General features: G+C 66.9%; 11 protein-coding genes and 1 riboswitch. Of the genes, 7 read left to right on the top strand and 4 right to left on the bottom strand.

Annotated elements, in window-relative coordinates; all coding sequences use genetic code 11:
- Positions 1-80 precede the first annotated feature (80 nt).
- A complete protein-coding gene (locus EKL94_RS06080; RefSeq protein ID WP_126928396.1) occupies positions 81-368 on the bottom strand; it encodes a hypothetical protein in 288 nt (95 codons plus the stop codon).
- A 132-nt stretch (positions 369-500) separates the two neighbouring features.
- Here EKL94_RS06080 and EKL94_RS06085 point away from each other — a divergent pair, with 132 nt between their 5' ends.
- On the top strand, positions 501-1217 hold the full coding sequence (locus tag EKL94_RS06085) for an alpha/beta fold hydrolase (RefSeq protein WP_126928397.1): 717 nt from the start codon (positions 501-503) through the stop codon (positions 1215-1217).
- 9 nt (positions 1218-1226) lie between these two features.
- Here EKL94_RS06085 and EKL94_RS06090 read toward each other — a convergent pair whose 3' ends face one another.
- On the bottom strand, positions 1227-1631 hold the full coding sequence (locus EKL94_RS06090) for a hypothetical protein (protein WP_126928398.1): 405 nt from the start codon (positions 1629-1631) through the stop codon (positions 1227-1229).
- A gap of 107 nt (positions 1632-1738) precedes the next feature.
- Between EKL94_RS06090 and EKL94_RS06095 the strand changes: the two genes are divergently transcribed.
- The 3 genes from EKL94_RS06095 (at position 1739) to EKL94_RS06105 (ending at position 4462) form a co-directional block, all read left to right on the top strand.
- The gene (locus EKL94_RS06095; protein WP_126928399.1) at positions 1739-2461 is read left to right on the top strand and encodes an AraC family transcriptional regulator; all 723 of its coding nucleotides are present in this window, start codon (positions 1739-1741) and stop codon (positions 2459-2461) included.
- A gap of 82 nt (positions 2462-2543) precedes the next feature.
- Positions 2544-3911, top strand: coding sequence for an amino acid permease (locus EKL94_RS06100; protein WP_126928400.1), 1368 nt, complete (start codon positions 2544-2546; stop codon positions 3909-3911).
- A 140-nt stretch (positions 3912-4051) separates the two neighbouring features.
- Positions 4052-4462, top strand: coding sequence for a VOC family protein (locus EKL94_RS06105; RefSeq protein ID WP_005410627.1), 411 nt, complete (start codon positions 4052-4054; stop codon positions 4460-4462).
- Between the two features lie 170 nt (positions 4463-4632).
- Here the strand turns inward: EKL94_RS06105 and gcvP are convergent, their stop codons facing one another.
- Entirely contained in the window at positions 4633-7500 is a 2868-nt protein-coding gene (gcvP, locus tag EKL94_RS06110) for an aminomethyl-transferring glycine dehydrogenase (protein WP_126928401.1), read from the bottom strand.
- A gap of 62 nt (positions 7501-7562) precedes the next feature.
- Positions 7563-7665: riboswitch (glycine riboswitch) on the bottom strand.
- Positions 7666-7964: 299 nt separating this feature from the next.
- Between gcvP and EKL94_RS06115 the strand changes: the two genes are divergently transcribed.
- The 3 genes from EKL94_RS06115 to EKL94_RS06125 all read left to right on the top strand — a co-directional run bounded on the left by EKL94_RS06115 (position 7965) and on the right by EKL94_RS06125 (position 10705).
- Positions 7965-9191 (top strand): multidrug effflux MFS transporter, encoded by a 1227-nt coding sequence (locus tag EKL94_RS06115; RefSeq protein WP_126928402.1) that lies wholly within the window; start codon positions 7965-7967, stop codon positions 9189-9191.
- A 141-nt stretch (positions 9192-9332) separates the two neighbouring features.
- A complete protein-coding gene (locus tag EKL94_RS06120; protein WP_126928403.1) occupies positions 9333-10229 on the top strand; it encodes a siderophore-interacting protein in 897 nt (298 codons plus the stop codon).
- 83 nt (positions 10230-10312) lie between these two features.
- Positions 10313-10705 (top strand): hypothetical protein, encoded by a 393-nt coding sequence (locus tag EKL94_RS06125; protein WP_126928404.1) that lies wholly within the window; start codon positions 10313-10315, stop codon positions 10703-10705.
- 119 nt (positions 10706-10824) lie between these two features.
- On the opposite strand, the gene EKL94_RS06130 is transcribed toward EKL94_RS06125, so the two are convergent.
- Positions 10825-12789 carry a M2 family metallopeptidase gene (locus tag EKL94_RS06130; protein ID WP_126928405.1) on the bottom strand — a complete coding sequence of 655 codons (1965 nt, stop codon included), beginning with the start codon at positions 12787-12789 and terminating at the stop codon, positions 10825-10827.
- Positions 12790-13373: the final 584 nt, after the last annotated feature.

Here is a 13373-nt window from a genome sequence, read left to right on the forward strand (position 1 = left end):
TGCTGACCCCGCGACAGGAATGCGGCCGCCTTGGGCGGCCGTATTTCCATAGCCTGCTCAGACAGGCGGACACACCGCCATCATTGTTCAAGGACACTGCCGAGCATGGCCCCCACGACATACAGCATGGCCAGGGTCGGGGGCATCACCAGAAGGTAGACGGTCGTCCAGGTCTTTCCGGAAAGCCATCCACCCATGCCGATGACGTCGAGTGCTGCGGTCTGCAGCATCACCGGCAGCTGCATGAGGATGTAGGCGCTCTTGGGATCGCTATGGGCCTGGGCATCGAGCACCAGCCAGGCGGTCAGCGCGAGATAGAGTGTGCATATGGCAATGCCGGTCCAGCTGAGCCAGTGTGGCTTGCGCATGCCGCTTTGTCCGTTCCGTCGGGACCATCAGCGTAGCGCCGCGTGCGCTGCCGTGCACTTCCTTGGGCCGAGCCAATGAGTGAAGCTGCAGGCAGGGAGCCGTGCGAAGAGACCTGAAGGGTGATCGATGTGATGAATGCCGTGATGCCGCCGGTCGTGATGCCGCCGGTCGTGATGCTGCCAGGCCTGGATGGCACCGGCCTGCTGTCGGCACACTTCGTGGAGGCGATGCAGGCGCGGGGCATCCAGATCCAGGTGCTGCCGATGCCCGCGCGAGGGCCGCAGGACTACACCGCGTTGGCGTCGATCCTGCGCCCGCAGCTTCCGGCATCTCCTTTTGTGCTGCTGGCCGAATCGTTCGCCGGGCCACTGGCCATCGAGCTGGCGGTGGCCGGGCCGTCTGGATTGCGCGGGTTGGTACTGAGTACGACCTTCGCACGGCGGCCGGTGCCGCTGCCTGCGGCGAGCGCACGGATGTTGGCTCCGGCGTGGCCGCTGCCGCCACTCGCATTGATGGCCCGGTTGCTGCTTGGGCAGTGGCGGACGCGCACGAACCTGCGCGAGCTGGGCCTGGCAATCACGCAGGTGCCGGCTGCAACCCTGCGCCAACGTGCTGCGGCGACACTGCAGGTGGACGTTCGTGCACTGCTGCCGGACCTCGTGTTGCCGACGCTATGCCTGCATGCCCGGCAGGACCGCCTGCTGTGGCCGCCCAGTGTGGCCGAGCTGCAGGCCCTGTTGCCCGATGCCCGGCATGTGTCGTTGGAGGGCCCACATCTGCTGCTGCAGGCGCGTGCCGACGCAGCTGCAGCCGAAGTCGCCTCGTGGATGAGGACGCTGTCGCCCTGATCGATGGTCTCAGCCGCGCGCGCGCGTACGTGCCGCCTTCTTCGCCGCCACCTTGCGCACGGTCTTCTTCGCCGCACGGGTCTTCGCTGCCTTCTTCGCGGCAGCACTATGTGAGGCGGCGGTGCTGGTCTTCTTGACCACCGTTTTCTTTACCGCCTTTTTCGTGGCCGGCGCCGTCTTCGCCGCTGTTTTCTTCACAGCGCCCTTGCTGGCGGCCTTCTTCGCTGGTGCCTTCTTCGCCGCCTTGCGCCCACTGCCGCTGCGCTTGCCGCCGCCATCCTGCTTGTTCACGGTGGCCCAGGCAATGCGTTCGGCAGTGCTTTCGCTGGCACCGCGCTCGCGCTCGCTGTCCTCGATGTGCTCGGCCTGGCGCTTCTGCTTTTCGGTATAGGCGGACTTGTCACCGCGGGGCATGGCCGGTTCTCCGGTGGGGGCTGGCCCCCACGGTGGTCCTGGCGGCGTTAAGCGCAAGTCCCGCAAGGGTGATCGCACCGGCAAGGGGCCTCGGCTATGCTTGTGGCATGCGAGTCGAGCCCGCCGACATCGAAGCCCTGTTCGACGCCATCCCGGATGTGCTGTTCTTCATCAAGGACCTTCAGGGGCGTTACACCCACGTCAACCAGACCATGTTGCGGCGGCTGGGCCTGCGCGCGCGCAAGGACGTGATCGGGCGCACGGCGGCTGAAATCTACCCGACCGGCCTCAGTGCGGACTATGTCGACCAGGATGCCCGCGTGCTGTCCGGCGAGGTGATCGAGAACCTGATGGAGCTGCACCTGTTCGCCAACCGCGAACCGGGCTGGTGCCTGACCTGCAAGCGTCCGCTGGTGGTCGATGGGTCCATCGAGGGCCTGATCGGCATTTCCCGCGACCTTGGCCAGAAGGACAGCCTGGGCACCCAGTATGAGCAGCTCCGGCTGGCCCTGGCCCACCTCAATGCGCACTACGCCGAGAACGTGCGCATGCAGACCCTTCTGGACATCACCGGCTTCTCGCTGTCCAAGCTGGAGCGCAGTTTCCGCAAGGTGTTCCAGATGACCCCGCAGCAGGTGCTGACGCGGCTGCGGATCCAGATGGCCATGCACCTGCTGCATGGCGACGACAGCATCGCCTGCATCGGCCAGGCCTGCGGTTTCAGCGACCAGAGCGCCTTTACCCGCAAGTTCAAGGCTGAAACCGGTTTCTCGCCGCGTGCCTACCGCGCCCGCATCGGCGGCAGTGTCGGCGAGCCAGCACTGGCCTGAGCGGCCTGCTGCGCTGTGCCTATCCCCGCGGGCATGGGACAGGGTAAGGTGTCGCCCCTGTAGCCCGCCGCCAGCCCTGCCGATGCCCAACTCGATTCCGACCGCTTCGCCGTCCCGCCTCGGACATTCGCTCAAGCCCCGCCAGCTGATCATGATGGGCCTGGGCAGCGCCATCGGCGCCGGCCTGTTCCTCGGCTCGGGCGTGGGTGTGCAGGCGGCTGGTCCGGCGGTTCTGGTGTCGTATCTGGTCGCTGGTGCGCTGGTGATCATCGTGATGAACGCACTGGGCGAGATGGCGGCGGCCAAACCGACCAGCGGCGCGTTTTCGGTGTATGCGGCCGACGCCATGGGCGCCACCGCCGGCGCCACCGTGGGCTGGTTGTGGTGGGTGCAGCTGGTGATCGTGATCGCCGCCGAGGCGGTAGGCGCGGCCGGGCTGCTGGCCACGGTCTGGCCTTCGGTGCCGGTACCGATGGCAGCGCTGGCGTTCATGCTGTTCTTCACCGCGATCAACCTGCTCGGGGTGAAGAACTTCGGTGAGTTCGAATTCTGGTTCGCCATCCTCAAGGTGGTGGCGATCCTGGCCTTCATCGCCATCGGCGTGGCACTGCTGATGGGCTGGCTGCCGCAGGTGACCTCGCCGGGCCTGAGCAACTTCACCGAACATGGTGGCTTCGCACCGAAGGGCCTGGCCGGTATTGGCGCCGCATTGCTGGTTGTCGTTTTTGCCTTCGGTGGCACCGAGATCGTGGCCGTTGCGGCGGCCGAGACCGAAGACCCGGAGCGCAGCATCGCCCGTGCCATCCGCACTGTGGCGTGGCGTATCCTGGTGTTCTACATCGGCTCGCTGAGCGTGATCATCGCGGTGGTGCCGTGGACCAGCGAGGCGCTGAAGTCCCCGTTTGCCGCCGTGCTGGATATGGCCCGCATTCCCGGCGCCGGCACCGCCATCACCCTGATCGCGGTGATCGCGCTGCTGTCGGCGCTCAATGCCAACCTCTACGGCGCCTCGCGCATGATGTACTCGTTGGCGCAGCGTCGTGAAGCGCCGGCCGTGCTGGGCTGGACCGATCCTCGCCAGGTGCCGGTGATCGCCGTGCTGGCCAGCGTGCTGTTCGGTTTCGCCGCCACGGTGATGGAGCTGCTGTTCCCGGACCGGGTGCTGCCGGTGCTGCTGAACATCGTCGGTTCCACCTGCCTGCTGGTGTGGACGCTGTCGCTGGTGTCGCAGCTGGTGCTGCGCCGCCGCGCGGATCGCCTGGGTACCCGGCTGCCGTTCCGCATGGCCGGCTTCCCGTGGCTGACCTGCTGCGCGCTGGCGATCCTGGCACTGATCTTCGGCCTGCTGTTGAGCGAGTCGCACACCCGCCTGCAGTTCCTGTCGATGGTGGCGCTGACCGCCACGATCGCCGCTGGCAGCGCCATCGCGCGGCGCATGCGCGAGGCCTAATTCTGTAGAGCCGACCCTACGGTCGGCTGCTGTTCGCGCGGCCGCCAGCCGAGCATGGGCTCGGCTCTACAGAAGGCATACATCCGCCGTGCCATCCTGATCGTGTGGGCCGTCAGCGGCCCGTTGACCAGGAGTACCGCATGCTGCGCAGTCGCCCCTTCCTGATGTTCACCGGCCAGGCCGAGGCCGCCCTGGCCCTGTACGCCGAGGCCTTCGCCGATTTCCGCCTGCTGGCAATGCAGCGCCATCCGGACGGCGCCGGTGCCGGCGTGCCCGGGCAGGTCCGCCAGGCCATTTTCCTGCTCGGTGGTACCCACTACCTGTGCTTCGACAGCCTGGACGTGCACGATTTCACCTTCTCGCCGTCGATCTCGCTGTTCGTGGAGTGCTCCGGCGCCGAACAGTTCGAGCGTGCCGCGCGCGTGCTGGGCGAGGGCGGCCACTGGTTGATGCCGGTGGGCGACTATGACTTCAGCAACCGCTACGGCTGGGTGCAGGACCGCTTCGGCGTGTCGTGGCAGCTGAGCCTGGGGCAGATGCCGGACCCGTGATGGCAAGGCATCCACGCATGGCGTGGATCTACCGGAGAATGCGCCACGCGTGGCTGGAAACCCAAACGGCCCGGTTTCGCCGTGGCAGGTAGTAGATCCACGCCATGCGTGGATGGAAACGAAAACGGCCCGCTTGCGCGGGCCGTTTTCATTTCCGATGGGTCGAAGGATTACGCCTCGACTTCATCATCCTTGTAGGCATCGACCGGGATGCAGGCGCACATCACGTTCTTGTCGCCGTACACGTTGTCCACGCGTGCCACCGGCGGCCAGTACTTCTGCAGCTTCAGGCTGGGCAGCGGGAAGGCGGCCAGTTCACGCGGGTAGGCGTGGGTCCATTCGCTGGCGGTCACCGCGGTGGCGGTGTGCGGCGCGTTCTTCAGCGGGTTGTCTTCGCGGTCCAGGCGGCCGTCTTCGATCGCGGTGATCTCTTCGCGGATCTGGATCATCGCGTCGATGAAGCGGTCCAGCTCGTGCAGCGATTCGCTCTCGGTCGGTTCGACCATCAGCGTGCCGGCTACCGGGAAGCTCAGGGTCGGGGCGTGGAAGCCGAAGTCGATCAGGCGCTTGGCCACGTCCTCGGCGCCGATGCCGCTGGTCTTCTCCAGCGGGCGCACGTCCAGGATGCACTCGTGTGCCACCAGGCCGTTGCGGCCGGTGTACAGGGTCTTGAAGTGCGGGGCCAGGCGCTTGGCGATGTAGTTGGCGTTGAGCTGCGCGACCTGGGTGGCCTTGCGCAGGCCATCGTGGCCCATCATCGCGATGTACATCCAGCTGATCGGCAGGATCGAGGCGCTGCCGAAGCTGGCCGCGCTGACCATGCCGACCGGGCCGTTGTCACCCAGCTTGCCCGGCAGGAACGGCGCCAGGTGCTCCTTGACCGCGCACGGGCCAACGCCCGGGCCACCACCGCCGTGCGGGATGCAGAAGGTCTTGTGCAGGTTCAGGTGCGAAACGTCCGAACCCCACTTGCCCGGCTTGGCCACGCCGACCAGGGCGTTCATGTTGGCACCGTCGGTGTACACCTGGCCGCCGTGCTTGTGGATGATCTCGCAGATCTCCACCACCTCTTCCTCGAACACGCCGTGCGTGGACGGGTAGGTCATCATGATCGCGGCCAGGCGGTCGCTGTATTTCTCGGCGTTGAGGCGGATGTCCTCGACGTCGACGTTGCCGTTGGCATCGGTCTTGGTCACCACCACCTTCATGCCGCACATCTGTGCCGAGGCCGGGTTGGTGCCGTGCGCCGAGTCCGGAATCAGGCAGATATCGCGATGTTCCTCACCGCGCGAGCGGTGGTAGGCGCGGATCGCCAGCAGGCCGGCGTACTCGCCCTGCGCACCGGAGTTCGGCTGCAGGCTGACTGCGTCGTAGCCGGTGCATTCGACCAGCATCGCTTCCAGCGTATCGATCAGTTCCTTGTAGCCCAGCGCCTGGTCGGCCGGCACCAGCGGGTGGATCTGCGAGAACTCCGGCCAGGTCACCGGGATCATCTCGGCGGTGGCGTTGAGCTTCATGGTGCACGAACCCAGCGGGATCATCGTGCGGTCCATCGCCAGGTCCTTGTCGGCCAGCGAACGCAGGTAGCGCAGCAGTTCGTGCTCGCTGTGGTGGGTGTTGAACACCGGGTGGGTCAGGAACGCGGACTGGCGCAGCAGGCCGGCCGGCAACGCGTCGGCGGTGCTGGCATCCATCGCGTCGACGTCCAGCGAGGCACCGAACACCGCAGCCACGGCGACGATGTCGGCGCGGGTGGTGGTCTCGTCCAGGCTGATGCCGACCGAGTCGCTGTCGATCGCGCGCAGGTTGTAACCGGCGGCGCGTGCCTTGGCATGAATTTCATCGGCATGCACGCCGGTGACGTGCAGGGTGTCGAAGAAGTCACCACCGACCTGCACGCCCGCGTTGCGCAGCGCGGCGGCCAGGATCGAGGCCAGGCGATGGGTGCGGCGGGCGATGCGGGTCAGGCCGTCCGGGCCGTGGTAAACGGCATACATCGAGGCCATCACCGCCAGCAGGACCTGCGCGGTACAGATATTGGAGGTGGCCTTCTCGCGGCGGATGTGCTGCTCGCGGGTCTGCAGGGTCAGGCGGTAGGCCGGGTTGCCCTGGGCATCGATCGAGACGCCGATCAGGCGGCCCGGCATCGAGCGCTTGTAGGCATCACGGCAGGCCATGAATGCAGCATGCGGGCCGCCGAAACCGAACGGCACGCCGAAACGCTGGCTGTTGCCGACCACGATGTCCGCACCCCATTCGCCGGGGGCGGCCAGCAGGGTCAGGGCCAGCAGGTCGGTGGCCACGGCCACCAGGCCGCCGCGTGCGTGCACGGCATCGACCAGCGCCTTGTAGTCGCCCACCTGGCCAAAGGTGTCCGGGTACTGCAGCAGCAGGCCGAAGGCCTCCGCTTCCAGCGCTTCGGCCGGGGTGCCGACGCGCAGCACGATACCCATCGGCTCGGCGCGGGTGCGCAGCAGCTCCAGGGTCTGCGGGTGCACGGCGTCGTGCACGAAGAAGGTGTCCGACTTCGACTTGGCCGAACGCTTGGCCAGGGTCATCGCTTCGGCGGCGGCGGTGGCTTCGTCCAGCAGCGAGGCGTTGGCGATTTCCATGCCGGTGAGGTCGGCGCACAGGGTCTGGAAGTTGATCAGCGCTTCCATGCGGCCCTGCGAGATTTCCGCCTGGTACGGGGTGTAGGCGGTGTACCAGGCCGGGTTTTCCAGGATGTTGCGCAGGATCACGTTCGGCGTGTGGGTGCCGTAGTAGCCCTGGCCGATGAAGCTGCGCAGCACGGTGTTCTTGTCGGCGATCGCACGGATCTTCGCCAGTGCCTGTACTTCGGTCATCGACTCCGGCAGCGCCAGCGGCGCCGGCGACTTGATCTTGGCCGGTACGATGGCATCGGTCATGCCATCCAGCGACGCGTGGCCGACGACATCGAGCATCTGCGCGATCTCGGCGTCGTTGGGGCCGATGTGGCGCTCGACGAACGCATTGTGGTGCTCGAGCTCACGCAGGGAAGGGGTGTTCTGGGACATGGCGAAGGATCCGTCAGGAAAGGGCACACGCACGGGCACAAGCCGCCGGTCGGCGGTCTGCGGGGCGCCCCTCTGTCCTTTTGCCTGAGAGTTTAAAAGCGCGGCGGACCGCAGCTTCGTGCCCCTTCGGCGCCGGATCGAACCGGTCTCTCCAGAGTTCTGTTACGGGTGGTATCGGGCCTGAGCGATTACGGGCGTTGCGCCTTCGGCAGCGGTGTTCCGCTTCTCCCACCGTGTTGCCCGCTGATTATAGCCCGTTGCGGGCCCGCCGGCCGCCTCCAGGCAGGGTCGCCGCGCCTGAATGGCCGATGGCCCGGCCGTGCGTTTTGTGCACCGCTGCATGGCATCGGGCGCAATCCCCACCTATGATGGGCGGATACCCGAATTCATCTGGCGCTGTCCCTGCAGAAGGGGACCGGCGCCCGCCGTGCGTGCCGCGCATGGCCCTGCCGGACGCCTTCCCCATGACCGCCGCTGTTGCTCCTTCCACCCGCCGCATGGCCCTGCTGCTCGCCGGCCTGGCCATGTTCGGCCCGTTCTCGATCGACACCATCTTCCCGGCCTTCCCGCAGCTGGCCCAGCGCCTGGCGGTGGACGAGGTGGCGGTGCAGCAGACCATCAGCGTGTACCTGCTGTTCTACGGCCTGATGAGCCTGGCGCACGGCCCGCTGTCCGATGCCTGGGGTCGCAAGTGGGTGATCCTCGGTGGCCTGGTGGTGTTCGTCGGCGCTTCGGTCGGCTGCGCGCTGTCCACCGACCTGACCACGCTGCTGGCGTTCCGTGCGCTGCAGGGCCTGTCGGCGGGTGTCGGCATGATCGTCGGCCGCGCGGTGATCCGCGACCTGTACCACGGCCACGACGCGCAGCGCCTGATGAGCCAGGTGTCGATGCTGTTCGGCATCGCCCCGGCCATCGCGCCGATCATCGGTGGCTGGATCCTGCTCAGTGGTGCCGGCTGGCCGCTGATCTTCTGGTTCCTGGTGGTGTTCGGGCTGGTCCTGCTGGCGGCCACTGCACGCTACCTGCCCGAGACCCATCCGGTTGAAGCGCGCGTGCCGTTGTCGCCGCGCACGTTGATGCGTGACTACGTGCGGATCGGCTTCAACCCGCGCTTCCTGCGCCTGGCGCTGGCCGGCAGCATCGGCTTCGGTGGCATCTTCCTGTACATCTCCTCGGCGCCGGTGTTCGTGATGCAGCACCTGCATCTGGGCGAGGGTGGTTTCGCCTGGTTGTTCATCCCCACCATCGGCGGCATGACCACCGGCTCGTTCCTGTCCGGGCGCATGGCCGGGCACACCACGCCCACCCGCCAGGTGTCCATTGGTTTCGGCCTGTGCGCGCTGTCGGTGCTGTTGAACGTCGGCTACGTGGCGCTGTCGCCGCAGTTCGTGCTGCCGTGGGCAGTGCTGCCGATCTTCCTGGGCGGCATGGGCATGGCACTGATCTTCCCGATCCTGGCGCTGGCGGTGCTGGACATGTACCCGCACCAGCGCGGCCTGGCCTCGTCGCTGCAGGCCTTCGTGCAGCTGATGATCAGCACCGTGGTGGCTGGCGTGGTGTCGCCGCTGCTGAGCGCCAGCCCGCTGCACCTGGCACTGGGCCAGGCCGCGTTCTTCGGCGCCGGCTTCGTGTTCTGGTACTGGGAACACCAGCGTGAACGCGCGGCGCAGGCGGCCTGCACGGGCCATTGAGCAGCGCGCAGGGGTAGGGCGGGCCGCGATGCCCGCAATGCTTGCGACAGGGGACGACCGGACTAGGCTGGGCATTCCAGCCAGCCGGTGCGTGGATGCACGACAGCCAGCCAATCCGATGTCGTTGCATGAGGTTCCCCCATGGCTGCGCAGCAGACCTACCGCCTGTTCGAGGTGGCGCTGAAGGAGCGCCGCGTTCTTTCCCCTTCCCTGGACCGCATGGTGTTCACCGGTGCCGACGTGGCGCGGATGAAGACCGAAGGCCCGGACCAACGGATCAAGGTGTTCTTCCCCTTGCCCGGCCAGGACGTGCCGCAGGTCCCCAGCGGTGAAGACTGGTACCCGCGCTACCGGGCCCTGCCGGACGATCAGCGCCCGCCGATGCGTACCTACACCATCCGCCAGTTGCGCGCCGAGCAGGGCGAGGTCGATGTTGATTTCGTCATCCATGGCGAAACCGGCCCCGCTTCGCGCTGGGCCATGCACGCCCGCCCCGGCGACCGCGTTGTGCTGCTGGCTCCGGACGCCGACTGTGCCGGGAGCAGCGAGGGCTGGGAGTGGAAGCCACCTGCCGGTGTCGGCCAGGTGCTGCTGGTGGCCGATGAAACCGCGTTGCCGGCGGTGGCCGGCATCCTTGAGGAACTGTCGACCATGGTCGACCCACCGCGCACGCTGGCGCTGCTGGAGGTGGCGCAGGCCGGTGATGCGGTGCACCTGAAGGCGCCTTCCAGCGCCGAGCTGGTCTGGCTGCCGCGCGGGCAGGCCGCCTACGGACAGCCGTTGCTGCAGGCGGTGCAGGCGCGGATGGCAGCGGCCTCGGGCGTGGCTGTCGGCGATGCGCTGGAGGAGATCGACGTTGATACGCAGATCCTCTGGGAGCAGGCCGATACCCGCGTGGCCGGGCCGCTGTATGCCTGGGTGGCGGGCGAGGCGGGGGCGGTGATGGCAATCCGCCGCCACCTGGTGCGCGATTGCGGGCTGGACCGCCGCGCGATCACCTTCATGGGCTACTGGCGGCAGGGCAAGGTGCTGGACTGAGCGAACTGGACCGGGCACGCGTGAAGCAGCGCTGCGGGCGGGGTGCGCTATTCTTGCGCCCCCCTTCGCAGCGGTACCGCACCATGTCCACCAGCTCCAAGACCCGTCGCGACCAGCGCCGCCGCCAGGAAGAAAAGGCCGCCAACAAGGCCGCTGCCCAGGCCTCGCCGGTGGAGCCGCATGCCGAGCTGCGCGATACGCAGCGCACGCTGCTGGCCGGTGTCGTGCGCCGCGACGGCGAATGGGTGCTGGGCATGGACGGCCGCATCGCGGGCCACAGCGAGAGCGCTGCGCAGGTGCTGGCGCTGATCATGCAGGCCGGTGAGCTGCACGAGCGCAAGGGCACGCCGGTGCGCCTGGTGTACTCCGATGCACTGCGCGATGCCGCACAGGCCGAAGCCAAGGAGAAGGGCCAGACCTTCGAGGAGTTCAAGGCCGAGCTGGCTGCGGCGATGGCCGCGAAGAAGAACAGCTGATCGCTGTTGCGGTAGAGCCGGCCGCTGGCCGGCTGCCCGTTGGATTTCCACCGTGCAGTTGCCGGCCAGCGGCCGGCACTACCAGAAAGGGGCGGATCCTCGCGGACCCGCCCCTTTTTTCATTTTGCCGCCGCGGCCGCGTTGGCCTGCCAGCCGCACATCTGGCCTTCGTTCTGCTGCTTCAGCCACTCGTTGACCGGGCTGAAGTACTCGATCATCGGGCCGGCATCGAGCTTGTCGGTACCGGTCAGCTCCTTCAGCGTGGCCTGCCACGGCTGGCTGGCGCCCTTGCTCAGCATCGCCCAGTACTTCTGGCCGGCTTCCTTGTTGCCGTAGAAGGTGCACTCATGCAGCGGGCCCTTGTAGCCGGACGCGTCGCACAGGCCCTTGTAGAACTGGAACTGCAGGATGCGCGCCAGGAAGTAGCGGGTGTACGGGGTGTTGCCCGGCACGTGGTACTTCGCGCCCGGATCGAAGAACTCTTCGCCACGGGTGCTGGCCGGAGCCACGCCCTGGTACTTGGCCTTCAGGTCCCACCACGCCTTGTTGTAGTTGTCGGCAGTGATCGAGCCATCGAACACGCCCCAGCGCCAGCGGTCGATCATCAGCCCGAACGGCAGGAACGACACGCCCGACAGCGCCATGCGCATCTGGTTGTTGATGACCGCCTCGCGGCTTTCGGTCGGTGCATCGACCAGGCCGATCGAGCTGAGGTACTTGGGCGTCATTGCCAGCACGATGGTGTCGCCGATCGCTTCATGGAAGCCATCGTTGGCACCGCCCTGGAACAGCGGCGGCAGCGGGTTGTAGGCCAGGTCGTAATAGATGTGGCCCAGCTCGTGGTAGATGGTGGTGAAGTTCTCTTCGTTCGGCTTGATGCACATCTTGGTGCGCACGTCGCCTTCCATGTTCATGTCCCAGGCGCTGGCGTGGCAGACCACGTCGCGGTCGTCAGGCTTGATGAACTGGGTTTTTTCCCAATAGGACTGCGGCAGCGACGGCATGCCCAGCGACACGTAGAAGTCCTGCGCGCGTTCGGTCATCTGCTTGGCGGTACGCAGTTCGGCCTCACGCTGCGCCTTGTACTGGGCGGCCACGTTGGCGTCCTTGCCGGCCTTGGCCAGCGCTGCGCTCAGGTTGGTCTGGTACTGCTTTTCCAGCGCCGCGGTGATGTCCAGGCTGCCGGCACCCGGATACGGTTCCAGCTGGTCCCACAGGTTGGACCAGTCCTGCTGCCACATGTTGCCCAGCAGGTGCGCGGCGATCAGGCCGTTGCCCACTTCGGCCTTGTCCTTGCCGTAGGTCTTGTCCAGCTTGCCGCGTGCGTAGCAGTGCAGCTGCTCGTACATCGGCTTGACCTGTTCCCACAAACGGTCGGTTTCCGGGCCGATCTGCTCCGGCGGCATGTCGTAGCCGCTGCGCCACATCTGGCCGGCATCGGTGAAGCCCATGCCCTTGGCGCCTTCGTTCACCAGGCCGACGAACTTCTGGTAGTCGCCGCGCATGCTCTTGGTGGTGCTGTGCCAGCCCTGCCAGGCATCGAGCTGCTTGTCGTAATCGCGGCTGCGCGCCAGCACCTGCTCCAGCTCGCCCAGCTGGCGGCAGGAGTTGGGATCGTTGGCATCGGTGCAGTACTTGCCGGCACCGTAGCTGCCTTCCATGCGGGTAGCGATCTGGGTCAGCTCGGCCAGCTTGGCCGGGTCGCGCGGCGCCGGCATCGAGGACATCAGTTTCAGCAGGTGGATCGCGCGCTTGCTGTCCTCGCTCATCGGCTTGCCGTCGAACTTGGCGGCCTGTTCGATCCAGCTGTTGAGCTGGGTCAGCGAGCGCTCGTTGGCCTTGGCCGCGATGCGTTCGGAATCACTGTTGATGTAGGTGGAGGACAGCCACTGCGCCGAGGTCATCTCCGGGTAGGCGGCCTTGAATTCGGCATTGATGCGGGCCACGAACTGGTCGGCGGTTTCGCCGGCCGGGGCGCTGCTGCTGGCGGTATCGGTGCCTGGGGCAGCTTCCTTCTTGCAGGCGGCCAGGGCCAGCGTGGCGGCGGCGATTGCCGAGGCCAGCAGGAGATGACGGTGTTTCACGGGCGGTCCTTGGGTGGTGAACGACGGCCGAAGGCTAGTGGGCCGTCGCTGCCACCGCAAGTGGCGGAAGTCGGCCGGGCGGCGCCCGGCACCCGCCGAGGCCTTCAAGCATGGGCAAAGGCAGAAGCAACAGCGGACTATCCGTGGTTTGGCGGGGCGGTGTCGGAGTGCGGGGACGCCGCAAGTACGTCCCTGTAGGCTTGGCAGCCGCATCCATGCGGCTGACACCCCGCACTCCGACACCGCCCCACCTCTGACAGATCTCTACGGCTGTTGGTGGGTGTCGACCTTGGTCGACACATCTGTCAGATATCGACAATCAAAATGGGGTCGGATCCGTTTTCCTACGGAGAACGGATCCGACCCCATCGGCATGTCCAACAGATCGCGGAAAACTGTCGAAGGCGGGGTGGGTCCGGTTGCGGGGGCGTGAGCCGCATGGATGCGGCGACCGAGCTTACATGGACGTACTTGCAGCGGCCCCTGCCACCGGACCCACCCCGCCTTCGACCTTACGCGTGCAGACCTCGGGGCGCCGCGGTACCATGACACGAAAATAAAACACAGCATGAGCAAGACTACAG

The sequence above is a fragment of the Stenotrophomonas maltophilia genome, assembly GCF_003970865.1.
GTDB lineage: Bacteria > Pseudomonadota > Gammaproteobacteria > Xanthomonadales > Xanthomonadaceae > Stenotrophomonas > Stenotrophomonas maltophilia_AR.

Excerpts from the sequence above, each read along its gene's own strand:
- EKL94_RS06080 (WP_126928396.1), bottom strand. The coding sequence starts at position 368 with ATGCGCAAGCCACACTGGCTCAGCTGGACCGGCATTGCCATATGCACA.
- EKL94_RS06085 (WP_126928397.1), top strand. The coding sequence starts at position 501 with ATGAATGCCGTGATGCCGCCGGTCGTGATGCCGCCGGTCGTGATGCTG.
- EKL94_RS06090 (WP_126928398.1), bottom strand. The coding sequence starts at position 1,631 with ATGCCCCGCGGTGACAAGTCCGCCTATACCGAAAAGCAGAAGCGCCAG.
- EKL94_RS06095 (WP_126928399.1), top strand. The coding sequence starts at position 1,739 with ATGCGAGTCGAGCCCGCCGACATCGAAGCCCTGTTCGACGCCATCCCG.
- EKL94_RS06100 (WP_126928400.1), top strand. The coding sequence starts at position 2,544 with ATGCCCAACTCGATTCCGACCGCTTCGCCGTCCCGCCTCGGACATTCG.
- EKL94_RS06105 (WP_005410627.1), top strand. The coding sequence starts at position 4,052 with ATGCTGCGCAGTCGCCCCTTCCTGATGTTCACCGGCCAGGCCGAGGCC.
- gcvP (WP_126928401.1), bottom strand. The coding sequence starts at position 7,500 with ATGTCCCAGAACACCCCTTCCCTGCGTGAGCTCGAGCACCACAATGCG.
- EKL94_RS06115 (WP_126928402.1), top strand. The coding sequence starts at position 7,965 with ATGACCGCCGCTGTTGCTCCTTCCACCCGCCGCATGGCCCTGCTGCTC.
- EKL94_RS06120 (WP_126928403.1), top strand. The coding sequence starts at position 9,333 with ATGGCTGCGCAGCAGACCTACCGCCTGTTCGAGGTGGCGCTGAAGGAG.
- EKL94_RS06125 (WP_126928404.1), top strand. The coding sequence starts at position 10,313 with ATGTCCACCAGCTCCAAGACCCGTCGCGACCAGCGCCGCCGCCAGGAA.